The organism is Desulfosarcina sp., assembly GCF_046496365.1.
Classification (GTDB): domain Bacteria; phylum Desulfobacterota; class Desulfobacteria; order Desulfobacterales; family Desulfosarcinaceae; genus Desulfosarcina.
The window spans coordinates 60,940-86,401 of the sequence record NZ_JAWOHB010000205.1 but is presented as its reverse complement, the minus strand read 5'-3'; the positions used below and the strand labels follow the sequence as shown (position 1 = coordinate 86,401).

Sequence of the window (25,462 nt, the reverse complement as noted above, 5' to 3'; positions counted from 1 at the left end):
ATGAAGGCAAAGACGGTTCTGATACTGCTGGCTGCGGCGGGGGTTCTGGCAGCCCTCTCGTTTCTGCGATATGGCGGCGAGAAGCGCTCCGGTGATGTGCAGATGGGAGACCAATTATTTGCCGACCTGCCGGTTAACGCGGTGGTCAGCGTAACCATCGCCGATGCCGAGAGCGAGGTGACGCTGGTAAAGGGCGATGCGTTCTGGCAGGTCCAGGAGCGCAGCGGGTATCCAGCCGATTTCGATGAACTCAGGGATATGGTCGTCAAGCTCTCCCGCCTGAAAATAGGGCGCAGCTTCCCCGCCTCTCCCGAGAGTTTGGCCCGACTCTCCCTGCTGGCTCCGTCCGCACCAGAACCTTCAGGCAGAGGAAAACAGATCACCTTGAAGGATCAGTCGGGTGAGGTTCTTGCCGATGTTATTCTGGGCCAGAGCCGTGAGACGGGCGGCGGTCAGTACCTGAAAATGGCCGCTGGCGATACCGTCTTTCTCGTTGACGGCAGTTTTCAGTTCCTGAAAACCGAGCCGGCTGAGTGGCTGGAAAAGGAGATCCTGGACATCAAGGCCGTTGACGTGAAGTCGGTGACCTGTTTTGGGGAAAACGAGGGGACGCCGGTCTATACGCTATCCCGTCCCGGTAAGGGAGATCCGGCCGTGTTGGCACCTGTCCCACCTGGCAGGACAGCCAATCAGGCTAAAATTGATCAGGTGCTCGACGCCCTTGCACCGCTGAGCATTGACGACGTGCAGGCCGGAAACGGCAAGCCCCCGGGGGCAGCGCCAGGCACAACGCGCCTGGTTTACCAGCTCTATGACGGTAGACAGGTGATAATCGTCCCTGAATATGACGGCAAGGAAAACCGCTCCCTGCGGGTGTTTGCAGCAGCGTCTACGCCTGAACCGGCTGCATCAGACGTAGAAGCGCGTGAGGAGAAGCCGCTCGAACCCGAAGCGGATGCCGCGCCTGCGCCGAAAACGGCCAGCCAGCTTAATGAAGAACTAAGCCCATGGGTCTTCCAGGTTAAGAAATGGCAATTCGACAGTTTTATTACCCAGCCGGAAGCGCTCCTTGATGAATTGAAACAGGGGGAATAAGGCGCGTTCCGGCGCCTGAGATCCGACGGCTGGGGACTTTTCCCGACTGTTTTCATTGGGGTCCAACCGGCTCACCTGCGCCGTTCAATCCTTTGATCTCCGTTCCGGCTGAATGATGATGGTCGATGCCCGCGCATCGGTAAGGTAGGCTGCGGCGAGGGAGTCAAGCTCCTCGACGGACACCGCGGCATAGTCTTCCATGAAGTTTCTGGCCCATTTGAATTGCTGGGGGTGCTGCGTTGATCCGGTCATCACGCTGTTGAGCCAGTATCCGTTGGTATGTCGCAACTCCTTGATCGAGGTGAGAATCGGGTCAACCGACCGCTCCAGTTCATCGACCGTTATGCCCTTGGTGGCCAGGTCCTTGGCAATGGCCTTGACTTCCGCCAGTACGGTGTCGGTCTGGTCCGGCGCCAGGTTGACATAAGCCTGAAACACACCGTAGTCAGGGTAGGCACGGCTGGCCTGGTTAAAGGCATGGGGGGAATAGGATGCCCCCAGCTTCTCCCGGATCTGCTGCCTGAGGCGTTCGGAAAAGACATCCGCAAGGACGGAAAGCCGACGGGTGCGGCTGATGTCCCAGAAGTCTTCCGTCTGCCAGGCGGCCACAACCAATGCCTTGGGGATCTGGGTCTCAACATCGATTCGGTTGACGGTTCCGGTGGGCAGATGGGGCAGGTCGGGCCTGACCCTTTGCGGGCTGCGGCGTCGATCGGGCAACGCACCCAATGTCCGCCGGGCCAGTTCGACAACTTCGTTTTCATCAAAGTCGCCGACAACGGACAGCTCCAATGGGGCACCCTCCAACTGGGGCCCGATCCAGTTCCGGATATCATCCAGTCCAATGGCCTGGATCTTATCAAACGAAGGCATGCCGAAACGGCTGTCTCCTCCGGCCAGGATCCGCGACCCTTTGATCCGCATCACCCCTTCGATCGATCTGGAGAATGACTGATAGTCCTGGTGCAACCGTTCGCGGGCCAGCGCCAAGGCATTATCTCGGAAACCGGGATCGATGATGTGGGCGTAGAACAAATTGAAGAGCAGGGCCACCTCATCGGATATGGTTTCTCCGAAAAAATTGAAGTGCGTGTCCGTGATTCTGAAATCGACATAGGTGCTTTTACCAGCCAGGGCGCGTTCCAGTTCATTGCTGTCCAGCGATTCCAGCCCGCTTTCATTGATCGTCGCTTCGGTCAACATGGATAAGCCCGGAAGGGTCGCCGGCTCGGCGGAACGACCGTTGCCGAAGATGAGGTTGGCCAGAACCTCGTTGGTTTTGTAATTGGTGCGTTTCAAATTGAGCCGGGTGCCGTTTTTGAACATCATGCGGGTGATGCCGAGATCTTCCAGCACCTCCCGGGAAACGATCGTACCGCTCTCCTCCGGTTCCGGCAGATAGGGGAACACAGCGATGGCATCGGCTTCGGGTTGCTCGACGATGCTGCTGGCCGAGGCCAGGAAGGTGTCGCGAATCAGCGATTCCGCTGACTTCGGTGACGCGTTTTCCAGATCTGCGTTGCCGGTCACCAGGACCAGTCGATGGTCATTGGGCCAGTTTTCCTCAAAAGCCTGGTGGACTTCTTCCACGGTGACGGGCGCCACCATGGGCAGCAGGTGTCTTTTTTCCTGTTCCGGGGATTGGATAACGCGGTCGTCTGCCAGGTGTCGCATAATGCTCCTGGCCAATGCAGTACTGTTGCGCGTGGGTGCTTCTCTCACCGCGTTGTCCAGCCGTCTTACCCACTCTTTTTTAACCCGCGCCAGTTCGGCTTCGGTAAAGCCGAACAGCTTCGCCCGCCGCACCTCCTGCTCCAGGGTCGAAAGCGTCGGCTGCCAGTTTCCGTCGCTGCAGTCGGCAGAAATTTCCGCGTAGCGGATCTGATTCAGGTAGATGCCGCTGCCCACGGCAGCAGATGTAAACGGTGCTCCCGGTTTTTTCAGCCGGGCCTCGAGTCGATTCTGAACAATCCGGTCAGCCAAGTCCGCCACCATCTCCCGGCGTCGAATAACCAGGGAGTCGGGAACATGTTCATGCGAACGAATCGCTTCGATACTGATCGTCGTGCCGCCCGCTTCCGGTTCATGGTGGAAAAAAACCTTCAACCCCTTGTGGTCGATGCTGCCGAGGTCCGGCGAGTCGGGGGGCAGCGCCCTGGGGTTAAAATCACTGAACTGGTGGTTGATAAGCTTTTCGGCCAAAGGGATGGTAAAGTCTCCCACCATCACCAGCACCATATTGTCCGGCCGGTACCAGGCGTCATAAAAAGACTTGAGCTGCGCACTGTCCATATTTTCGATTACATCCGGCTTGCCGATGGGCAATCGTCTGGATGCCAGAAGGTCCGGAAGCTCGAATTCGAGGGTAGCCTTAAACGTGCGGTAGTTCGCCGAATCCCGGGTAAGCATCTCCGCGAGAATGACCCCGCTTTCCCGCTTGACCTCGTCTTCGCGCAGGAGTGCACCCATGGCATAATCCCGCATTACCAGCAATCCTTTACTCAGATTGGCTTCATCGCCTGCCGGCAGGATGATGTCGTATACGGTTTCTTTGAAACTCGTGTGGGCGTTGGCGTCATTGCCGAACTGCATGCCAATGCTCTGGAAGTAGCGCACCAGTTCCCCGGGCGGGAAATGCGTCGATCCGTTGAAAAGCATGTGTTCGAGAAAATGGGCGATCCCCCGCTGTTCTTCGGACTCGTTCAAACTGCCGGCACGAATGTAAAGGTGGACACTAACCCGATCCTGCGGACGTTGGTTTTGCATGAGGACATAGCGAAACCCGTTGGTCAGCCGCCCGAAGGTAATCGCCGGGTCTGGTGCCAGGTCGCTGGTTTCATGCGGCCATGTCGATAGCGGGAGTTCCTCGCTGAGCGGCTGCCCGGAGGCGGCGTAGGCCGGCTTGAGAATCGATGCAGACGAATCCATGCCGGTACAGATGCCGATCCATCCCAGCAGTGCGATTACCAGCGATATGCCTGCGATGCGTCCAGAAACGCTTTTGTGTTTATTTCCAACCTTGCAAATGGGGGTCATCAGGAGTCCTTTATGTATCGGGGTCAAATGCCATCACGTTTGTCTTGCCGACGACAAAATTAATAGTAATACAGTGCCGCACAAAGGCAATGCCGGGTGGATGCCCGGGAAAAAGAAAAGCCTTCCGGCGGCATCATCGGACAGATGGCGCAGGAAGGCTTGTGTGAAGCGGGTTCGGTGATCCGGTGGTACGCGCTGCAGGCGGTCGACGGCTAACTTTTCTTCTTGCCGTATACACCCCGCGACAGGGCTTCGATCTTTCCTTTTTTGGTCAACTTGTAGAGAGCATTGCTCACTTGACGGGCCTCTAATCCGGTTCTTTTTTTAAGTCTTTCGACCGTGATGCCGCTTCGGCTTCTGCTGATCATCCCGAAGATGTTGTCCAGCAGGGTTGCTGATTCCGCAGCCGCGGCGGATTTTGCCTCCTCTGCAGCGGGCGCCGGTTGTTTAGCCGCCTTTTTTTTGGGTGCCGCTTTGGCCTTGGCTGGCTTTTTGGCAGCGCGGGCCTTTTTTGCCGGCGCTTTTGCTTTCAGCGCTGTTTTTGCCTTCTTCACCGGGACCGCCTTGGCACTTTCTGCTTCAATGGCTTTGACCATTTTCTCCACCTGATCAGCGAGAGAAGACAACTTGGTGGAAATTGCTAAAAGTTTCCTCTGAACATCTTTCATCAGCGCGAGCCTCCTTGTTAAAGCGGTTTTGGTCAAGAATTTAGATAGTTATTTTGAGCCCTATTATATTTCTCTTTTATTGTCAACCCCTGTTTTGAGAATTGGTTCGTCGGGTTTAAATATGGAAGGATAGACCCGTGAAGCAGCAAATCGGATCAATTTTCTCTGAGAAAGGCCCACCAGACATAAAAGAAGAAAAACAGCCAGGCCGCGATGGCCGTTGCATACCCTTTCCAGTCCGTTTTGCGAGAGGCCATGCCGTGTTTGTTGATCTTTCCGACGGGCAGCTTGCAGGACGGACAGGCTTGCACATTAAGAGGCATGTACTCCATGCATTCCGGGCATTTTTTGGAAACAAACCCGGCGGGTCTGCCGGATCCCATTGAGGCGTTTGGCGTTTTCATGTCAACCCCATCTTATCCTTTCTGACAGCAGTTGATCCCTTTCCGGGGTACTCCGCTACTCAAGATATGCTTCCTCGATGGTGATCTGGCTTTCTGCTTTGCGTGCATCGACCCAATCCTGGATCAGGGTTCTTTGCTTTTGTTGCCGGAGCATGTTCGTGATGCCGTCTTTTTCGGATTCGAAAGTGTCCGCAGCAGGTGCTTTTCTTTGGGCCAGCCGCAGCAGGTAAAATCCAGCACTACCTTGAATCGGCGCATCGCTGGCCGCTCCGACTGAAGCAAGTTGAAAGGCCGCCTCAGAAAACTTCGGGTCGGAACCGATATCGGGTATCGCCGCACTGCGTGTGAACAGGCCGGACTGCTTTACCGCTGCACCGCGGCTGCCGGCACTCTCTTCGAAGGATTTGCCCGCACGCAGGTCAGCCGCCATCGCCTCGGCTTCCTTTTCCGCCTTTTCCGCCTGCATTTTTCTGGTCAGATCCTCTGCAACCCTGGCTTTGACCGTTTCCAGAGCGGGAATGGCGGCATCGATGGACTGCGTGGGCTGGATGAGGTAAAACCGCCCGCCGATATCCTGAATATCGCTGATCTCATCCACCTTGAGTGTAAAAGCGGCATTGGCGAAGACGCCTTTGTCTTCGCCCAGTGTTTCCGGCCCCTGACGGTTGAACCAACCGGTTTCCATCACGGGAAGGCCGTATGTCTTGGCATTCTTGACCAGGTCATCCTTTTCAAAACACCCCTCATAGAACTTCTCGGCTTGGTCATAGGCCAGGTTGCGTGCTTTATTTTCGGTAAGGGTGCCGACGATCTGCTGCCTGCTTTGTTCCCGAGTTTTGGTGGACGCTTCCTCCACGGACTCCACCTTGATGACATGCCATCCGAATTGGGTCTTTACCGGTTCGCTGGTTTCACCCGCGGCCATGGAAAATGCCCTGTCGGCAAATGGTTTGACCATCTGGTTCTGCTGGAACTTGCCCAGATAGCCGCCGCTGTCTTTGGTTGGGCCTTCCGAATAGGTCTTGGCCAGTTCGGCAAAGTCCTGACCGGCTGCCGCCATTTTTGATATGGCTTCCGCCCTGGTTTTGGCTTCCAGGTCGGCGGCTTCGTCTGCGTCTGGATCCAGCTTGATCAGCACATGGCGGGCTTCGACGGTTTTCTCAGTCTTGAACTGGGCGAGGTTGGCATCATAGTACTCGGTGATTTCTTCATCAGCCACCACGACCTGGTTTTGATAGGCCTGAGGGTCGAACACCACGTATCGGACGTTGACCATCGGGTCGGTGGTGTAGTTTTCCTTCACGGTTTCGAAGTAGGCGGCAATCTCCTCCGCCGAGGGTGTGGTTACGCTCTGCCCGGCCGGTTCGAACAGAACGTAGTCGACATTCACAGACGTGTTTTGCCAATCATGCCACAGGCGTGCTTCCGCTTCGGACACCTTGGCGGCCCCCATGATAATCCGGGTGAGCTTTTCACCCAGCAAAACGTTTTTCTGTTCGGCTTCAAATTCTTCCGGTGTCAGGCGGACCTGTTCAAGGATGCTGCGATAGCGACGATTATCGAACGATCCGTTGTTTTGAAAAACTGCCGTATTCATGATCGATTCTGCAACTTCGGCATCGGAAACCCGCAACCCCAGTTTTTTGGCTTCCTGCAGGATAAGGGTGCGATCGACCAGTTGACTCAGTGCCTGGTTTTTGATCTGGAGCATTTCAATCATTCCGTCATTGAGGCTGGAACCGAATCGCTGGCGATACTGATCGATCAGATTGTTGTAAGCACGCCGGTAATCGACTGCGGTGATGATTTCATCGTTGACGGTGGCGACTCTGGATGCCTCGCGGGAGCGGAAACTGCCTACGCCCCAGAACACGAACACGATTACGATAGCGAACAGAATTACTTTGATCATCCAACTGCCAGCATGTTTGCGCATCACGTTGAGCATTCACGACCTCTTCTTTTTGATCATTATGCAGGGTTTCCAGTCGGATCCCGCTTTTGATGTTGGTTTTGGTTTAACTGACCGGCCACCGGAACCGATGAAAAGAGAGGGACCATGACCGGACGCGCCACCGATTGGGTTGCCACCGCGGGCCTATCCGTCAAAATATCCCATCTTTTCAAACGATTGACATTAAGTGTTGAGGCGCAATTTGTCAACAGTTTACCGTTCACGCTGCCGGCTTCCCATTTTGCAGGCGGTAGGTATGGCAACTTCTCTGTTTTCAATTTATTGCATGGCGGTAAAATGGAAACGGTCATTAAAAAATTGCGTTGACATGGAAAACCGATTTTGTTAGGTTGCGCTTTCGCTTTTGGGGCTGTAGCTCAGCTGGGAGAGCGCATGACTGGCAGTCATGAGGCCAGGGGTTCGAGCCCCCTCAGCTCCACCAAAAAAACAAAAAATGAGGAAGGGTTAGCCGTCGCACCGGTTGGCCCTTTTTCCTTTTGCGGCCTGCCGTGTGTGCGGCTGTGGGTGTCATCTGAACGTGTGGCGGCATCGGATTTTGCGGTCATGGGCTGCTTTTCTGGCTGAAGGCGTCCAGCCTGCCGGGGAGTGGCTGCAAGCCCATGTCGGCTGACGGATGGGCACTGCCTATAACTTGCCCAATCCCTTGAGCACTTTTTCCGGTGTGATGGGCAGGTCCTTGCAGCGAAAGCCGACGGCGTGGAATACCGCTTCGGCGATGGCCGGCGCCGTGGGAGAGACCAGCCCCTCGCCGGCCTCCTTGGCGCCCATGGGGCCTTCGGGTTCGTAGGTCTCGATGCACACCGACTCCCCCGGGGGCATGTCTGCGGCGTTGGGGATCTTATAGTCCAAAAAGGTTGTGTTCAATGTTTTTCCCCCGTTCATGACAAACTGCTCGGACAGGGCGTAGCCCAGACCCATCTGCACGGATCCCTCCAACTGGCCCTCCACGGCCATGGGGTTGAGCACCGTGCCGCAGTCATGGGCGGTCCACATCTTCTCCACCTGGATCAGGCCGGTGTCGGTGTCCACACTCACTTCGGCCACCTGGGCGCCGAAGCTGAAGGCCGGGCTCACCAGCCCCTTGCCCCGGGGGGTGTAGGAACCCCTGGCCACCAGCGGTTCGCCGCGTTGGGTCTTCTGGACAAAGGCCACCGCCTCACCGAAGGTCATGCCGCGGTCCGGCTTGCCTGCCGCAAACACCCGCCCATCCTTGAATTCGATGTCGAAGATGACGTTGAGGTCGAAGCGGGCCGAAACGGCGCCGGCCAGTTTTTTCTTGATTTTATCGGCTGCGTCCAGAACCGCGTTGCCGGCCATGAGGGTCACCCGGCTGCCCCAGGTGCCCAGGTCCGCCTGGGGAGTCATGGCCGTGTCGGCGGCGGTCAGCCGGACGTCTGCCATCTGCAGCCCCAGTGTCTCGGCCAGGATCTGCTTGAGCACCGTGTCCGATCCCTGGCCGATGTCCGAGGCCATGCTGAGCAGATGGACGGTGCCGTCTGCAAAGGCGCGCACTTCAGCAGCCGAAAAGGGGTACTGGGTATTGAACCAGTTGAAGACACCCCCGGAGATGAAGCTGTAGCAGCCGATACCCACACCGCGGCCCTTTTTGAGGCCCTTGCGCTTGCGCGACCAGCCGCTGATGCGGCGTACTTCCTTGAGGGATTCCACGAAACCGCAGGAGCTGATCGTGGCCACACCGGGAAGCTCATCACCGGACACCATGGCGTTTTTCAAGCGAATCTCGATGGGATCGATGCCGAGTTCCTCGGCGGCCATGTTCATCTGGGTCTCGGCGGCGAAGAGGGTCTGGGGGGCGCCGAAGCCGCGCATGGCGCTGGACGGTGGTTTGTTGGTGTAAACGTGCTCCCCCAGGTAACGGTAGTTGGGGTAGCGATAGAGCATGGCCCCGAAGTTTCCGGAAAGGAATGTGGCTGTCGGGCCCATGGCGTTGTAGGCGCCGCCGTCGAGATAGATGTGCAGGTCCTTGGCGACCAGCGTGCCGTCCCGTTTGAACCCCACTTTGGATCGGATGGTCATGGGGTGGCGCCGGCGGCCGAAGGCCAGTTCCTCTTCCCGGGTGAGGGTGAACTTCACCGGTCGGCCGGTCTGACGGGACATGAAAGCCGCACAGAACTCCCATGGACGCAGCTCCATCTTGCCGCCGAACCCGCCGCCGACCACCGGCTTGATCACGCGGATGTCGTTCTCGCGCATGTTCAGGGTGGATGCCAGCAGGCACTGAACGATGTAAGGGGTCTGGGTGGAGGTCCACAAGGTGATGCGGCCGTCCAGGTCGCTCTGGGCCACGCAGGCGCAGGGCTCCATGTAGGCATGGCTGACGGCGTGGACGGTGAAGGTGTCCTCGCGTACGTAGTCCGATGCGGCGAAACCCGCCTCGATATCCCCGTAGGCGATCCTGCGGTCGATGCTGATGTTGGTGGGCGACGTGTCGTGGACCACCGGGGCACCCTTGGCCAATGACGAGGCCACATCAAAGACGCCGGGAAGTTCCTCGTATTCCACGTTAATCTGTTCGATGGCGGCTTCGGCGGTCTCACGGTCCACGGCGGCCACGGCGGCCACCTCGTCACCGATGAAGCGCACCTTGTCCAGGGCCAGGGCGTATTCGTCCTGGGTGCCGGGGAAAAGCCGCCAGTTCCCGTAGGTTACCCGGGGGATGTCCTTACCGGAAATGATGCAGTGCACGCCGGGCATGGCTGCGGCCTTGCGGGTGTCGATGCTCAGGATGCGGGCATGGGGCAGGGGGCTCCGGAGCAGTTTGCCGTAAAGCATGCCGGGCAGCTTGATATCATCGGCATAAATGGCCTGGCCGGTGGCTTTGGCCCGGCCGTCGGTTCGGGGAATGTCCTTTCCGATGATGCGGTGCATGTTCATGGAAAATCCTTTTTTGGCTTGTGTGCGGTTCCGCCTTGCGGCCGTTGCGGATGCGGTCGGCCCTATTGCTTGCGCAAGGCCATTTTCCGGGCATCGGTCAGGGCACGGATGGTGAGAACGGAAACCATTTTCCAGCGATAGGGGGCGCTGGCCCTCACATCGGTGATGGGCGAGGTCTCTTCCGAGGCCGCCTGGGCCGCCCTTCGAACCAGTGCATCGGTCATTGGTTTGCCAGTGAGCATCTTTTCCGCTTTGTGGGTGCGCATGGGCACCGGCGCGCAGGCGCCGACCACCAGCCGCACCGCAGTGCAGTCTTGTGCCTTCATGACAACCATGGCGCCAACGCCTACGGCGGAGCAGTCCAGCTTGCTCCGCTGAGAGATGCTGTGGTAGGCCGTACCCGATCCGGCAGGAGGCGGGGGAACGGTGATGGCGGTGACAATTTCGCCGGCTGCCAGGGCGGTGAGGCCCGGTCCCTGGAAAAATTGATCAAGCGCCACGCGGCGATAGCCCTCGGGACCGGCGATGACCGCGGTCGCGTCCATGGCCATCAGCGTGGGAATATTATCGGCAGAGGGAGAGGCGTTGCACAGGTTGCCCACGACGGTGCCCATGTTGCGAACCTGTACATTGGCGGTGGACCCGGCTGCTTCGGCAACGGTGGGATAATACCGGCGGATGGCCGGGTGGGTGGCGACATCGGCCAGCAGGGCCGTTGCCCCGATGGTCAGCCCGTTTTTTCGGTCAAAGGTGATTGCGTTCAGACCGTCAATCCCCTTGAGACTCACGAGCAGCCTGGGAAACAGCATACGATGGCGGATCTTGACCAGCAGGTCGGTGCCGCCAGCGATGATCCGGGTCTCCTTGCCCCCCCTGGCAAGTGCGGCTAAGGCTTCTTCGATGCTTTTGGGGGCGATGTATTCGAATCGGGATACCGGCATGGCCCTCACCTCCTGGCCTTGGCTTGGGATTTCATGCGCCGGCCGGCCTCGGCAATGGCATCCACAATTTTATTATAGCCGGTGCAGCGGCACAGGTTGCCGGAGATGGCGGATCGGATCTGAGCGTCGTTGGGCGACGGATTGGTCTTGAGCAGGTTCAGGGCGGAGATCTCCATGCCCGGCGTACAGAACCCGCACTGGATGGCCCCTTTTTCGATAAAGGCCTCCTGAATGGGGTGAAGCGTTTCGCCGGAAGGCGCCAATCCCTCCACGGTCAGGATTTCCCTGCCGTCCATCTCCACGGCCAGGGTGAGGCACGAACTGATGGTTTTCCCGCCCACCATCACCGTGCAGGCGCCGCAATCTCCCGATCCGCAGCCCAGCTTGGTCCCCGTCAGGTTGAGGTCCTCGCGCAGCACCTCATTAAGGGTGCGCCAGGGGTCTACGGCCAGGGCATAGGTGTCGCCGTTGACCGTCAGGCTGATTTCATGTTTCATGCGATGCTCCCAAGGGGATGAGGTTTTTTGGGCCGAAGACTGGATGAAAGTCCGGCGCTGCGTTGTGCGGGCATCCATCTTCTAAGGGAAGCCATATCATAGCTGTTATGTATTTCGTCAAGGCCTAAACCGGTTTTGTTGATCATGGGCTTGATTATTCCGGTGGCATCGGGCAGATGACCCGTTTTTAATCCGACGCGTTCCGGCACATGATGCGCCGTCGCTTGACAGGGGCCCGGTGCATCTTTACCCTCTTGCAAAAGGTCGGCGCTGTTTCGCAGGAACGACCAGGAAAGGGAATTATGCCTGACTCAATGACCGTTCGCGCCCTGGGGCTTTGCTCCGGCGGGCTGGACAGTATATTAAGCGCCCTGGTGCTGCGGGTGCAGGGTATCGATGTTCACTGGATATCGTTCGAGACGCCCTTTTTTTCATCGGCAAAGGCCAGGAAGGCGTCGCAGAACACCGGTGTTCCGCTGATGGTGCGCACCATCACCCCGCTGTACATGGAGATGATGCGTTCCCCGTCGGTCAAGTACGGCAAAAACATGAACCCGTGCATGGATTGTCACACGCTGATGTTCCGCCTGGCCGGTGATATCATGACCGAGAGGGGTTTCGATTTTCTCTTTTCCGGGGAGGTGCTGGGGCAGCGGCCCATGAGCCAGACGCGCACCTCATTGCGTTATGTCGAAAAACACTCCGGTTATGATGGGCGCATTTTGCGTCCCCTTTCGGCCCGATGTCTGCCCGAGACCCTTCCGGAACAAGCAGGATTGGTGGACCGGGAACGGCTGCTGGATCTCTCCGGTCGGTCAAGAAAACCCCAGCTGCAGCTGGCCGAAAAATTCGGTGTAACCGACTTCCCGGCGCCTGCCGGCGGTTGTCTGTTGACGGACAAGACCTTCAGCCGCCGGCTCAAGGACCTGTTCGACCACCAGGAGGCTTATCCGGAAAAAGATCTTGAACTGCTCAAATTCGGCCGGCACATGCGTCTCGACGCCCAAACCAAGATCGTGGTGGGCCGCACCCGCCAGGAAAACGAACAGATCGGCCAGTGCATCGACCCGCAACACGACGTGGTGTTGAAAGTCGACAATTTTCCCGGCCCGCTGGTGGTGATGCCGGGCGCCGGCAGCGAACCCATGCTGATGCTGGCAGCCGGTATCTGTGCCGGTTACAGCAAGGCACCCAATCATACACCGGTTGCCGTAAACCTTCAGGTGGGCAGCCGCTGCCGCCAAGTGATGGTGATGGGAATCGCACCTGCCGAGAATAAGGGTTTTCTGATTTAACGCGCAGTTGACATGGCGCAGGTGGAAAGCCTGAAACCCGAATACGGAAGACCGCAAGCGGCATTTCTTTGGCGTTTGAACGCGCTTCAGGCCTGAACATGTGGGTTCCGCCCCAGGTTTATTCCATGGACAGGTCGTCCGGGGGGCTCAAAGACCCGCGGCGGACCGCCGACTGGCCGAAGCGTTCAGCGATCCGATCCACGATGCGATCCACTTTTTCCCATCCGCGCGCCTTGCGGTCCTCACCAGAAAACAGGCCTGTCTGCAGCGGCGTGGTATCGGCAATCAATGCCGATGCCCCCACACCGATCAGTCGGACTGCCTTGTCCACCGCCTGATGTGCCAACAGTGCTTCAACCGTGCGATAAAGCGTTTCCGAGGAGTGGCTGGGGCAGTCCAGGGTGATGCTGCGGGTGATCTGCCTGAAATTCGTGTCCTTCAGCTTTAAAGTGATCGTCCGGGCGAGCAGACCCTGGCGGCGAAGCTGGCGACCCACCTCCTGGCTCTGTGCCAGCAGATGTTGTTTCAACGTTTCCCGGTCCCGGGTATCGGCGGACAGGGTTCTTTCCGTTGATATGGATTTGGTGGGGCAATGGGGTGCCACCGTGGATGCATCACGCCCGTGGGCAAGGTCCATGAGACGATGGCCGAATTTGCCCAGCCGATCCACAAGAACCGATGTCCTGACGCACCGGACGTCTCCCAGCGTGGCGATCCCCATTTGCATGAGCTGCCGGTGGGCATGCTTACCGACACCCGGCACTTTTTCAACGGGAAGACCGGTGATAAAACCGGCGGCCATTTCATCGCTGATCACGGTCAGCCCGTCGGGTTTTTGCAGGTCCGAAGCGATTTTGGCCAGAAACTTCAACGGTGCCACGCCGATTGAACAGGTCAGGGCGACCTCCTGCCCGATGTGGTGTTTAATGGCGCGCGCCATGGCCTCGGGCGGGCCATGCAGCCGGGTGCACCCGGTTGCATCCAGGAAAGCCTCGTCGATGGATACCTGCTCAACGATCGGTGAATAGCGCTGAAGAATGGCCATAATTGATCGGGAAACGCTGCTGTAGCGGTCTCTGCGGGAGGGCCGGATCACCAATTGGGGGCAGCGCTGCCTGGCCATGAACATGGGCATGGCGCTGTGGATCCCGTATCGCCGGGCTTCGTAGCTGGCGGCTGCCACCACCCCGCGGCCGGAGCCGCCGCCCACAACCAACGGCCTGCCCTTCAGTTCCGGGTGGTCCAGTTGCTCTACCGAGGCGAAAAAGGCATCCATATCGATGTGCAGAATCATGCATGCACAATAGCCGCTGCCCGTCCTGCTTTCAAGACCCGTTATGAGCTTTCGGGGGTGACCTTGTCGGTCAACAAAAAATAAATCGGTTTCATCGGTCTCCGGGGTTGCCAGAGATTACAAAAATGTTGTAATTATCACGGGAACAACCATTTTGTATATCCACAGAGAGGGCATATAAACAGACATGAAGATGAAAGCCATTGAACAGGTTACCCTGTTTTATGAGATATCCAATGCCCTTAACGAGCATTTGGATCTTAAAAAATCCATGTACAAGGTGCTGGATATTCTTTCCACAATCATGCAGATGGAGCGCGGGACGGTTTCGATTCTAAACCCCCTGAGAAACGAAATCAGCATCGAGGTGGCCCACAGCCTCTCCAAGAGTGCCATGGATCGTGTGAAATACAAGCTGGGTGAGGGGATCATCGGTCGGGTGATTGAAACCGGTGAGGCTGTGGCCATCCCCAAAATCAGTGAAGAACCCCTGTTTCTCAATCGGACGGCATCGCGCAGGATCAAAGGCATGGGCGAGATCTCATTTATCTGTGTTCCGGTGCAAAAGGGCACTCGGGTGGTGGGTGCGCTGAGTGTGGATCGGGCCTATGATCCGGATTATCCCCTGGAGGAGGGCACCAAGCTGCTTGCGGTGGTGGCTACCATGCTGGCCCGCCACGCCATCAACCTGGAAACCATTCACCTGGAGAAGGAGGCCCTGCGGGAAGAAAACAAGCGTTTACGGGACGAATTGGAGAACAAGTACCGCATCAACAACATCATCGGCAACAGCAACAAGATGCGCGAAGTGTTCCAGATGATCAGCCAGGTGTCGCGCAGCAACGCCACCGTACTGATCCGCGGAGAGAGCGGCACAGGCAAGGAGTTGGTGGCCAACTCCATCCACTACAATTCCACCCGGTCCAAAGGACCCTTCGTCAAGGTCAACTGTGCGGCTATTCCCAACAACCTCATCGAGAGCGAGCTGTTCGGCCACGAGAGGGGTGCCTTTACCGGTGCGGTCAAACAGAAGCCGGGACGCTTCGAACTGGCCCATAAGGGCACAATTTTTTTGGACGAAATCGGCAGCATCGAACCCGACGTGCAGGTACGGCTGCTGCGTGTGCTGCAGGAGCGGGAGTTCGAGCGGGTGGGCGGCCACAGGACCATCAAGGTGGATGTGCGCATCATTGCGGCCACCAACAAGAACCTGGAACAGGCGGTGGAAGATGACACCTTCCGGGGGGACCTTTACTACCGCCTCAACGTGTTCCCCATTTACATGCCTCCGCTCAGGGAGCGTAAAACGGATATCCTGCTGCTGGCGGACCATTTCCTGGAGCGCTACGCCGATGAGAACGGGCGGGAGGTCAAGCGGCTCTCGACGCCGGCCATCGACATGCTCATGGCCTACCATTGGCCCGGAAACGTACGTGAACTGGAAAACTGCATCGAGCGCGCCGTGCTGCTCTGTGAGGAGGGCGCCATCCACAGCTACCATTTGCCGCCCACGCTGCAGACAGGCAGAGAGAGCGGTACGCTTCCGGACCTCTCCCTGGAAGACGCCGTGGGTGCGCTTGAAAAGGAGATGATCATCGACTCGCTGAAGAATACCCGGGGCAATATCACCCTGGCCGCGGATATCCTTAAAACCACGGTGCGCAGGTTTGCCTACAAGGCCAAAAAGTACGGGGTGGATTACCGTAACTATCGATAATAAATTAATTTACATGATCTGACACGGAGGGTGAAGGCGATTTGGACAGGGATTGTGTTTTGCTTATTATCCAGGGTATTCAACCACCCATATATCCGACACCCGTGACAGAACCGGGGGAATTTTGTGGTTCGCTGTCAGGTTGCCGTGTCGGGATTGGTTCGGATCCGGCTGATCAATACGGCTTCGCCACGGATGGCGTCGGCCAACTGGCGGGTGAGGGTTCCCTTCTGGGCCTTGATCAGACCGGTTCCTCTGGAACGATCGACCAGCCAGGTGACATAGATTTTTTCGGCCTTGGCAGTCACATCGACCAGCACAGACGCCAGCCGGCCGCGGGCGATGGTCAGTGCCTCGGTCTGGGAGGCCACGATGCCGCCCTGGTTGGGAAATTTTTTGCCGATCCGTTTCAGCCGGACCAGCTCCTTGTCCATCATTACCACGACATCGTCGAGCATTATCAAATTCCGGTATAGGGCCGTCGACACGTGGTCGCGTGTAAAACGGATCAGCTCCTCTTTCGTTTTCATGGAGGCCAGTTTGGTTCGCAGCGGCTCCTTTTTGTAATATTGGTTGTAGGCCAGATAACCCCCACCGCCGGCCAGGGCCATCACGAGGATCAGAACAATGAGGATGCCGGCAGTTCTGCCCGCGGCATTGTTGGTCGGATTGACAGGATAGCGTGTTTTGGGATGCATTTGATACCCATTATCGGCAGTTAAGCAGAAACCTGTAAGTGTTTTTGGACTATTTTTGCCCAAGGATGTCCATTGGAAAGCCTTTGGGCCTGCTTCCGGCTGGTGACCTGTTTGACAGCCGGTTTCCGATCCATCACAACCTTACCCTGAGGAGTTCGTTATGCGTGTGGCCTTGACCATTGCCGGGTCTGATTCGTCGGGAGGGGCAGGAATTCAGGCTGACTTGAAAACCTTCCAGGCGTTGGGCGTGTTCGGTATGAGTGCCGTGACCGCAGTCACGGTGCAGAATACGCAAAAGGTGTTTGCCATTCAGGAGATACGGCCGGATATCGTCCACGATCAGATCGTCTGCCTGTTCGATGACTTCTCCATTCATGCGCTGAAAATAGGTATGGTGGCCAGCGTCGCCCTGGTCGAGGCCATCGCCCGGGCATTAAACAGCATCCAAGTGCTTCCGCCGGTAATTCTGGATCCGGTGATGATTTCCAAAAGCGGGTGCAGCCTGCTTCGGCCTGATGCCCGGACGGCTTTGGTCAACCACCTGTTTCCGCTCGCCCGGGTAGTGACCCCCAACCTGCCCGAAGCCGAGGCCCTGCTGGGAAAAACAATAGCCGATGTCGATGCCATGAAAAGCGCTGCAAGGGAAATTGCGGCCCTGGGGGCCAAAATGGTGGTGGTCAAGGGTGGGCATTTGGGGCGGGCAAACGCCACGGACGTGTTGTTTGACGGAGAGCAATTCAGGCTGCTGGAGAGCCCAAGGATCAATACGCCCAATACCCACGGCACCGGGTGCACCTTTTCGTCGGCCATTGCCGCTTATATGGCCAGGGGAGAGTCGTTTTTCGATGCGGTCGCCCATGCCAAGGTCTATATCAGCGGGGCGATTGAAAACGCCTTGTCTTTAGGCAAGGGATGCGGGCCTACGCACCATTTTTTCGATCTGTACCGCCGGGCGGGTGTGGATGTGGGCTGAAGCGGGGGCGGACCGCCCCCCTTCCTTCAGCATTGCACCGCCGGCGCACCCAATGATCAGGCGGATCATCGCCTGTTGAACCCCGGTCATTGGTGGCCGCCTGTGCGTATTGCCGTTGCGCCGCCGGTCCGTGTCGATCCGGCGGTCGGCAATTAACGCTCATCTGCGCCTGTCGGTATCACGACGGCAAGCAGACGGCCGATCGATCGTTGGAGCCATCGCCAGGCATAAATTTTCTGATTGGCAAACTGATCGGCGTCGTTGTGCACAGTGGTGAGAAAACATCCGCCGCCACCGCCACCTGAGGTGGAAATGCCGCTTTCGGGGTTTGTGGCCAACCCTGACGGGTCGATGATGATTCCGTTGACAACACCGTCAGCATCGCCAAAGCCGCCATCCTTGACCGATAGGGTGACCGAACGCCGGTCGGCGGAAAACTGTGCGTGGTCCGAATAATCCTCCCAGCCGTTGACTTCATCGTATTTCACCCAGCGGGCTCCGGCCGGAGCCGGGCCGGACAGGTCTATGGTTACCCATGCCTGCTGACCGGGCTGGGTTAAAATCAGTTTATAAGCCACCATTTCAAGCGGCAGCTGATCGGGTGTATGCACATCCATGTCGAAGGTAACCGGATCCACAAGAAACGCCTGTTCGATGACCGATATGGTATCCTCAGGATCCGTGCGGATGCCCGTGAGTACACCGGCGGCGGTCGGCGACGACAATGTGTGGAATCCAACCGCCGTCAGGCCGTCGCCTTCGCGGTCATCGGGAATGCCGTTGCCGTCAAGGTCGTTTTCGGCCGCTTCAGTGATGAAATGGGTTTCCAGCGACCATAACGACGCCTTCCCGCCGCTGTCGAAGAACCGTGCGCGCCAGTAGTACCGGGTATCACCTTTCAGCAACAGGAGGGGGATCTTCAAGTCGTTGAGTCGGCTGTCCGAGACCGCGTCGAGCAGACACGCTTCGGAGCCGGCGTCGAATATCTGCCATTGCGTGGCAATGTGGGCGTCCCCATCGGTATCCGAAAAGTTTCCGGCATCAAGCACCGGATCGTGCTTTACCAGTGCCTCGGATTCCGGGTGGATGGCAGCGGGCTGCACGGGTGCGTTGCCCGCACCCGGGTGATCGGGTTTCAGGCCGGCGCGGTATTCATCGCGGTTGCTGATGCCATCCCCATCGAGATCTCCATCGGCATCGTCCATAGCTGGATTCAGACCGAAGTCGATTTCCCAATTATCAGGCATGCCGTCGTTGTCGCTGTCCGACACCGGCGGAATATAATGGGCCTCGATGGAATCGGCACTTTCCATTGGGCCGTCATAGGCGCGCACCACGAAGAAATATTCGCTCTGGTCTGCGAGTGTGTTCAGCGTGCAGGTGTCGGCCTTGCCTTGCCAGTGGGGTTGGCTGTAATTATAGGCCTGGTCACTCCTGCGGGCGAACACCCGGTAGCCTTCGGGAGTGGGGGTATTGGGATCCCAGCGAAGGGTGACACTGGCAGCCATGGCTGAAATCGATGCATGCAAAAGGACAATGGGAACAATGATGGCGATGATGCGGGCAAGGGTCGGTTGCAGTGGCTTTTTTAGCATGGTCGAAGGCAATTCTCCTGATCGTTTATGGAGGCGCAGGGACGTGTCTGTGCGTATCCGTTGGAATGATTGCCTGCCTCAGAGCAATTGTTTTGCCAGGTGGTCAATAATTGTGGCCATCGTGATACATCTATTTGAATTCGTTTGTAAATTAATTCTAATGGAAAAAAATGCCGGTAAATTTCCGCTGGCGGGTCGCGGGTGTGCGGGAATGGCAAGTAATGCTTATGCGCAAAAACCGTAATCGGCCCAATGGCGGGAAGACAAAGGGAGGCCGGGAGGGTTATCTGATTATGCAGTGCCTGACAAAGGGTGCAGCCAGGGCTTTTAACCGTATCATTTCATCCGGAAAGAGGGTCGGGTCCTGCCGGCGGTTGAACTCGGGGTCGAGGCACGCGGCACGGCGGTTGAATGGCTGGAGCACATAGCAGGCGGCGCCTTCGATCGTTCTGGCGATGGTTTCAACCGCAGGTGCGTTGACGAACGGCGCTGCGCAGGTGGTGCGAAATTCATAGCCGCAAGTGGAATCCATGATGATCCGGATACTGGCTGTCAGCCGTTCATGGATTTTCGGGTTGGGGGAAAACGGGCCGTAGCGGTTCAGCGGGGCTTTGATGTCCATGGCGATGAAATCAACCAGCCCCTGTTGCAGAAGCCGGCCAAGCACATCGGGTCGGCTGCCGTTGGTATCCAGCTTCAGTGGATATCCCAAGGATTTAATGGACCCGCAAAGATCGAAAATGCCGCTGTCCAGGGTGGGTTCGCCGCCGGTGATGACAACCCCTTCCAGCATGTTGATGCGCGATTTTAAAAAATCAATGACTTGCGCCGATTCGATGCGGGTCGGGTATTCGCCGCGCGCCAGGTCCGCGTTGTGGCAGTAGGGGCAAACGAAGTTGCAGCCGGTGGTGAACAGCACGGCGCTGATTTTTCCAGGAAAGTCGATAAACGAGTTTTTCTGGAGGCCGGCCAGGATCACGGATCCATCTCCGAGTGGGATTGACATGCGGATCTTTGCGTCAGTCGCATGCGCAAGCCGTTGGTTCACCCAAACCGATCGTCGAGGGGCAACCAGACCCGTTGGCGGCTGGCGGCAACGGGATCGATCTGCCGCCGTCTTCAGCTGTTTGTCCGTCAACAGGTGGCGCTATAGAAAACCTGTCTGTCTCAAGGCGCCGTCTGCGTAAACCGGATCCATCACTTCTACCGGATTAGTCATCGGCGGGGTGCACGGGACTGCTGCCTGGCTGGCTACCGCCGCCGTTACACCGTGTTCCACGTGCGGGACCCTGAATGGGCGTCGACGGCGGTATTCCGCCTGTTTGCCGTCGTTCCACTGTTTCACCGGCCGCAGGTATCCGACCACCCGGGAATACACTTCCGTTTCACGGTTGCAGTGGGCGCAGCGGGTCTGTTCACCATTGAGGTAGCCGTGGGATGGACAGACCGAAAAGGTGGGTGTAAGGGTGAAGTAGGGCAGATGATAATTATCAGACACCTTACGAATCAGCGACTTGACCGTCTCGATATCAGTGACCTGCTCACCTAAAAACAGGTGCAGTACGGTGCCGCCGGTGTATTTGGTCTGCAGGTTGTCTTGAAGCATCAGCGTCTCGAAGATATCGTCGGTGTGGTTCACCGGCAGTTGGGTGGAATTGGTGTAATAGGGGACAGCCCCTTTTTGAACATCCTCCTCGTTGGCGCACAGGATGTCCGGATAGCGTCGCTTGTCAATCATGGCCAGGCGGTAGGAGGTGCCTTCGGCCGGGGTGGCTTCCAGGTTGAAAATGTCTCCGGTACGGTCTTGGATTTCCGTAATCATGGCCCGAAGCCTGTCCATCACCTTCAATGCAAAGGCCTGTCCCCGACTGCTGGTGATGTCCGTTCCCATAAAGTTGAGGCAGGCTTCGTTCATGCCCACGATACCGATGGTGGAAAAATGGTTTTTCCAATAGACGCCTGAGCGGTTCTTGATGGATCTCAGGTAGAATTTGGAATAGGGATACAGGTTCTTGTCGGTGAACTGCTCGAGCACCTTGCGTTTGATGGTCAGGCTTTCGATGGCCAGGTCTACCCGGGCCTGAAGATTGTCGAAAAAGTCGGTTTCATCCTTGGCTGCGTGGCCGATGCGCGGCAGGTTGATGGTCACCACACCGATGGAGCCGGTCAGGGGGTTGGCCCCGAAAAGACCGCCGCCGCGTTTGAGCAGTTCGCGGTTGTCCAGCCTCAGGCGGCAGCACATGGAACGCGCGTCCTCCGGGGACATGTCCGAATTGACGAAGTTGGAAAAGTAAGGGATGCCGTATTTGCCGGTCATCTGCCAGACGGTTTCCAGGTTGGGGTTGTCCCAGTCGAAATCCTTGGTGATGTTATAGGTGGGGATGGGGAAGGTGAACACGCGGCCCTTGGCGTCACCTTCGATCATCACCTCGGCAAAGGCACGGTTGAAGGTGTCCATTTCGGCCTGGAACTCGCCGTAGGTGGCCTTTTTATCCTTGCCGCCAATGACCACCGGGTGGTCCTTCAAGGTGCCCGGTACGCAAAGGTCCATGGTGATGTTGGTGAAGGGGGTCTGGAATCCCACCCGGGTGGGAATGTTTATGTTAAAGACAAACTCCTGGAGGGCCTGCTTGACCTTGGCATAGTTCAGCTTATCATAACGGATGAATGGGGCCAGCAGCGTGTCGAAATTGGACAAAGCCTGTGCGCCGGCGGCCTCTCCCTGGAGGGTATAAAAGAAGTTGACGATCTGGCCCAGGGCTGAACGCAGGTGTCTGGGTGGCGCACTTTCCACCTTGCCTTCGACCCCCTTGAATCCGTTGCGCAGCAGATCGGTAAGGTCCCAGCCCACGCAATAGACCGACAGCAGGCTCAGGTCATGGATGTGCAGGTCACCGTCGGCATGCGCCCGCCGAATCTCGGGCGGGTAGATTTTGTTGAGCCAGTATTCCGAGGTGACATCCGAAGAGATATAGTTGTTGAGTCCCTGCAGCGAGTAGCACATGTTGCTGTTCTCTTTGATTTTCCAGTCCAGCTTGCGGATGTAGTGCTCGACCAGGTCCACCTGGGCTTCGGTTGTGATCCGCCGGATCTGGGCATGCTGCTCCCGATAGATGATGTAGGCCTTGGCCGTTTTATAATAAGGGGAGTCCAGCAGAACCCGTTCCACAATATCCTGTATTTCTTCGACCTCCGGTGTGGGACTCAAGCGAAGCTCGTGGGCCAGGGTAAGGACCCGCAGGGTCATCTTTTTAGCATCCCGTTCTCCAAATTCCCCCGTGGCCTGACCGGCCTTGGCGATGGCAGCGGTGATCTTGGATGAGTCAAACTCGACAATTCGGCCGTCACGTTTTTTGATTTTTTCAATCACGGGTCTCTCCTCGGGTGCAACCGTCGGTTGTGATGATTTGAAACGACGAAAAAATGCCGGCGACGGCATTTTTTCAGGGGGTGCAACACATCGGGTAACGTCGGATATGGTGAACTTCCTTGTCCCTGGATCGTCAGGCAGTGTCAGCGTTCATATTACAAGATGTAGTTGTCTGTCAAGGAACTTTTTCCATATGTTGTGGCGTGGGTTGACTGGCGCGGCACCGGTCAACCCACTGTGTTTGCTGGAAAAAAAAAGACCCGGTCCCGGCCCGTCGATCAACCCGGCCAACCCCTCCAGTGAAAAAATGGTCGCATTTTAGTGCGCATATGTTGTGTTAAAATTTACTTGACATACAATATGTTGTATGAGAGACCATCGACAAGCCGGTACGGCAGGATTGCGGTATTGAACGCTTCTATTCCAAGGAGTTTGGACACCCTATGGCACAAAAAGAGAAAATCCTCATCGTGGCCGATGGAAAGGTCGACCTGAACACGCATGTCTGGGATGACCAAATTTTCTGCCAGAGTCTCATCGGCGCCAATGCGGTCGATAAAAACCAGGCCAGAGAGATCACCCGATTCATTCGGTCGACCATCGACCGGATGGACCTCAAGCATATCACCCTTCCAATGGTTGACGAGATGGTCAAGGCCAAACTGGCCGAATACGGTCTGGATGCCCAGGAACCGGTGCGCTTGACCCGTGAGATGTTCGTGAAAAACGGACTCGATCTTTCCGCCAATGCCAAGATCGTATTGGAACGTCGATATCTGAAAAAAGATACCGACGGAAAGATTCTGGAGTCCCCGGCCCAGATGTTTCACCGGGTGGCCCGGCACATCGCCCTGGCGGAGAGGCAGTACGAAGCAGACGCTGACCTGCAGAAGATCACCGAACAGTTCTACACGCTGATGACCGATTTCAGATTTTTGCCCAACTCACCCACGCTGATGAATGCGGGCAGGCATCTGGGACAACTGGCCGCCTGTTTTGTGTTGCCCATCGAAGACAGCATGGAAGGTATTTTCGACGCGCTTAAAAATGCCGCCGTTATTCACAAATCGGGTGGCGGTACCGGTTTTTCCTTTTCCCGGCTGCGGCCGAAGAACTCCATGGTGGGTACCACCGGCGGCATTGCCTCGGGCCCCATTTCCTTCATGAAGATTTTCAATACCGCCACCGAACAGGTGAAACAAGGCGGCACCCGCCGGGGTGCCAATATGGCGATCCTGCGAGTGGATCACCCGGATATCATGGAGTTTATCCACTGTAAGTCCACCAACAGCGAGTTGAACAACTTCAACATCTCCGTGGGAATTACCGAGGCTTTCATGGAGGCGGTCAACGCCGATGCCAGGTACGATCTGGTCGATCCCCGCAACCGCCGGACGGTGGAAACCCTCCATGCCCGGGAGGTTTATGCGGCACTGGTCAAACAGGCCTGGAGCAACGGTGATCCGGGAATTGTTTTTCTTGACCGCATCAATCGTGACAACCCCACGCCTGATCTGGGCGATATCGAAAGCACCAATCCCTGCGGTGAGCAGCCGCTGCTGCCCATGGAAGCCTGCAACCTGGGATCCATCAATCTGGCCAAGTTTGTGGCCGAAGCGCAGGACCAGGCTCGCATCGACTATGGGGCCCTGAAGGAAACCGTATGGCATGCGGTGCGCTTTTTGGATGACACCATCGACATGTCCCGCTACCCGCTGGAGGCCATCGACCGGATGGTCAAGGGCAACCGCAAGATCGGGCTGGGCGTCATGGGATTTGCCGATCTGCTGTTTCAGCTGGAGATTCCTTACAACAGTGAGCAGGCGCTGGCCGTTGCCGAGGAGGTCATGGGATTTATTCAGTCCGAATCCCATCAGGCATCGCTGGCTCTGGCCCAGCAGCGCGGGGTATTTCCAAACTACGAACGTAGCCGCTTCAGCGCAGACAGCCTCATGGCCTACCGCAACGCCACCACCACCACCATCGCCCCCACCGGCACATTGAGCATCATCAGCAACTGCTCGTCGGGCATTGAACCCCTTTTTGCCCTGAGTTTCGTTCGCACGGTCATGGACAACGATAAGCTCGTGGAAGTCAATCCTCACTTCGAGGCCGTGGCCAGGCGGCAGGGATTTTACTCCGAGGCGCTCATGGAGGCCGTTGCCGGTGCCGGAAGCATCGCCCACATTGACGGTATTCCGGAGGCGGTCAAACAGATTTTCGTGACCGCCCACGATATTTCCCCTGAATGGCACCTGCGCATGCAGGCCGCCTTTCAAAAACACACCGATAACGCCGTGTCCAAGACGGTCAACCTGAGCCGGGATGCCACGGTGGCGGATGTGCAGAAAATATACGACCTGGCCTGGCAACTCGGATGCAAGGGCGTTACGATCTACCGGGACGGCAGCAAGGAGAACCAGGTGCTTGCCTTCTCGTCGGCTAAAAAGGAAGAGGACGCCTTCATGACCGCGGTCCGCAAGCGACCCGACACCCTAGACGGCTTCACCACCCGGGTCAAAACCGGACTGGGGCAGCTCTATGTGACCGTGACCGAATACCACGGCAAACCCTTTGAGGTTTTTGCCACCATCGGGAAGTCGGGTCGGTCAACCACCGCCAAGACCGAAGCCATCGGTCGGCTGGTATCCCTGGCCTTCCGGTCGGGGGTCACGGCGGACAAGGTGGTGGAACAGCTCAAGGGAATCGGCGGTGAACACCCCATCTTTCAAAATGGGGGCCTGGTGCTTTCCATCCCCGATGCCATTTCCCGGGTGCTGGAAAACCGCTATCTGAAGGACGAGAAAACCAAAAGAAGGGGTGGCAGTCTGATGGGTGAAGTCTGCCCGGAGTGCAGCCAGACCATCAGTTTCGAAGAGGGGTGCATGACCTGCCATTTCTGCGGTTTCACCAAGTGCGGCTAGGTTGATCTGTTCGAGGGCGTTGCCGCAGGCAAACCCCCAGGTGTTCGCCCCGTTGTGTCGGAGCGGGCACTGGCGCCTGCTCCTG

18 protein-coding genes and 1 tRNA gene are annotated in these 25,462 nt (G+C 57.4%); 7 read left to right on the top strand and 12 right to left on the bottom strand.

The annotated features are described in order from the left end of the window. On the top strand, positions 1-1,095 hold the full coding sequence (locus R6V78_RS19775; protein ID WP_410291111.1) for a DUF4340 domain-containing protein: 1,095 nt from the start codon (positions 1-3) through the stop codon (positions 1,093-1,095). An 84-nt stretch (positions 1,096-1,179) separates the two neighbouring features. Here the strand turns inward: R6V78_RS19775 and R6V78_RS19770 are convergent, their stop codons facing one another. The 4 genes from R6V78_RS19770 to R6V78_RS19755 all read right to left on the bottom strand — a co-directional run bounded on the left by R6V78_RS19770 (position 1,180) and on the right by R6V78_RS19755 (position 7,151). Continuing rightward, the gene (locus R6V78_RS19770; protein ID WP_410291110.1) at positions 1,180-4,131 is read right to left on the bottom strand and encodes a M16 family metallopeptidase; all 2,952 of its coding nucleotides are present in this window, start codon (positions 4,129-4,131) and stop codon (positions 1,180-1,182) included. 212 nt (positions 4,132-4,343) lie between these two features. Then, positions 4,344-4,835, bottom strand: a complete 492-nt coding sequence (locus tag R6V78_RS19765) for a hypothetical protein (protein WP_410291109.1) — start codon at positions 4,833-4,835, stop codon at positions 4,344-4,346. A gap of 119 nt (positions 4,836-4,954) precedes the next feature. Next, positions 4,955-5,203 (bottom strand): hypothetical protein, encoded by a 249-nt coding sequence (locus R6V78_RS19760; RefSeq protein WP_410291108.1) that lies wholly within the window; start codon positions 5,201-5,203, stop codon positions 4,955-4,957. Between the two features lie 55 nt (positions 5,204-5,258). Continuing rightward, complete coding sequence (locus tag R6V78_RS19755; protein WP_410291107.1) at positions 5,259-7,151, bottom strand: SurA N-terminal domain-containing protein; 1,893 nt, start codon at positions 7,149-7,151, stop codon at positions 5,259-5,261. Between the two features lie 111 nt (positions 7,152-7,262). Here R6V78_RS19755 and R6V78_RS19750 point away from each other — a divergent pair, with 111 nt between their 5' ends. Both R6V78_RS19750 and R6V78_RS19745 read left to right on the top strand, forming a co-directional pair. Continuing rightward, a complete protein-coding gene (locus tag R6V78_RS19750; RefSeq protein ID WP_410291106.1) occupies positions 7,263-7,484 on the top strand; it encodes a hypothetical protein in 222 nt (73 codons plus the stop codon). 39 nt (positions 7,485-7,523) lie between these two features. Beyond that, a tRNA-Ala gene (locus R6V78_RS19745) sits at positions 7,524-7,599 on the top strand. A 203-nt stretch (positions 7,600-7,802) separates the two neighbouring features. Here the strand turns inward: R6V78_RS19745 and R6V78_RS19740 are convergent. The 3 genes from R6V78_RS19740 to R6V78_RS19730 all read right to left on the bottom strand — a co-directional run bounded on the left by R6V78_RS19740 (position 7,803) and on the right by R6V78_RS19730 (position 11,511). Then, positions 7,803-10,073 carry a xanthine dehydrogenase family protein molybdopterin-binding subunit gene (locus R6V78_RS19740; RefSeq protein WP_410291105.1) on the bottom strand — a complete coding sequence of 757 codons (2,271 nt, stop codon included), beginning with the start codon at positions 10,071-10,073 and terminating at the stop codon, positions 7,803-7,805. 62 nt (positions 10,074-10,135) lie between these two features. Next, positions 10,136-11,014, bottom strand: coding sequence for an FAD binding domain-containing protein (locus R6V78_RS19735; RefSeq protein ID WP_410291104.1), 879 nt, complete (start codon positions 11,012-11,014; stop codon positions 10,136-10,138). A 5-nt stretch (positions 11,015-11,019) separates the two neighbouring features. Further along, positions 11,020-11,511: a (2Fe-2S)-binding protein gene (locus R6V78_RS19730; protein ID WP_410291103.1), complete on the bottom strand. Its 492-nt coding sequence runs from the start codon at positions 11,509-11,511 to the stop codon at positions 11,020-11,022. Positions 11,512-11,813: 302 nt separating this feature from the next. Here R6V78_RS19730 and R6V78_RS19725 point away from each other — a divergent pair, with 302 nt between their 5' ends. Beyond that, positions 11,814-12,806: a tRNA 4-thiouridine(8) synthase ThiI gene (locus R6V78_RS19725; protein WP_410291102.1), complete on the top strand. Its 993-nt coding sequence runs from the start codon at positions 11,814-11,816 to the stop codon at positions 12,804-12,806. Between the two features lie 118 nt (positions 12,807-12,924). On the opposite strand, the gene R6V78_RS19720 is transcribed toward R6V78_RS19725, so the two are convergent. Continuing rightward, positions 12,925-14,100, bottom strand: a complete 1,176-nt coding sequence (locus tag R6V78_RS19720; protein ID WP_410291101.1) for a DNA polymerase IV — start codon at positions 14,098-14,100, stop codon at positions 12,925-12,927. Between the two features lie 193 nt (positions 14,101-14,293). Here R6V78_RS19720 and nifA point away from each other — a divergent pair, with 193 nt between their 5' ends. Then, positions 14,294-15,817: a nif-specific transcriptional activator NifA gene (gene nifA, locus R6V78_RS19715; RefSeq protein ID WP_410291179.1), complete on the top strand. Its 1,524-nt coding sequence runs from the start codon at positions 14,294-14,296 to the stop codon at positions 15,815-15,817. Between the two features lie 137 nt (positions 15,818-15,954). Here the strand turns inward: nifA and R6V78_RS19710 are convergent, their stop codons facing one another. After that, positions 15,955-16,515, bottom strand: coding sequence for a hypothetical protein (locus R6V78_RS19710; protein ID WP_410291100.1), 561 nt, complete (start codon positions 16,513-16,515; stop codon positions 15,955-15,957). A 160-nt stretch (positions 16,516-16,675) separates the two neighbouring features. On the opposite strand from R6V78_RS19710, the gene thiD reads away from it, so the two are divergent. Next, positions 16,676-17,488 carry a bifunctional hydroxymethylpyrimidine kinase/phosphomethylpyrimidine kinase gene (gene thiD, locus R6V78_RS19705; protein WP_410291099.1) on the top strand — a complete coding sequence of 271 codons (813 nt, stop codon included), beginning with the start codon at positions 16,676-16,678 and terminating at the stop codon, positions 17,486-17,488. Positions 17,489-17,640: 152 nt separating this feature from the next. On the opposite strand, the gene R6V78_RS19700 is transcribed toward thiD, so the two are convergent. The 3 genes from R6V78_RS19700 to R6V78_RS19690 all read right to left on the bottom strand — a co-directional run bounded on the left by R6V78_RS19700 (position 17,641) and on the right by R6V78_RS19690 (position 22,453). Continuing rightward, positions 17,641-19,083: a choice-of-anchor U domain-containing protein gene (locus R6V78_RS19700; protein WP_410291098.1), complete on the bottom strand. Its 1,443-nt coding sequence runs from the start codon at positions 19,081-19,083 to the stop codon at positions 17,641-17,643. A gap of 283 nt (positions 19,084-19,366) precedes the next feature. After that, positions 19,367-20,089, bottom strand: a complete 723-nt coding sequence (locus R6V78_RS19695) for an anaerobic ribonucleoside-triphosphate reductase activating protein (RefSeq protein ID WP_410291097.1) — start codon at positions 20,087-20,089, stop codon at positions 19,367-19,369. A gap of 141 nt (positions 20,090-20,230) precedes the next feature. After that, positions 20,231-22,453, bottom strand: a complete 2,223-nt coding sequence (locus R6V78_RS19690; protein WP_410291096.1) for a ribonucleoside triphosphate reductase — start codon at positions 22,451-22,453, stop codon at positions 20,231-20,233. Between the two features lie 443 nt (positions 22,454-22,896). Between R6V78_RS19690 and R6V78_RS19685 the strand changes: the two genes are divergently transcribed. Continuing rightward, complete coding sequence (locus R6V78_RS19685) at positions 22,897-25,377, top strand: vitamin B12-dependent ribonucleotide reductase (protein ID WP_410291095.1); 2,481 nt, start codon at positions 22,897-22,899, stop codon at positions 25,375-25,377. Positions 25,378-25,462: the final 85 nt, after the last annotated feature.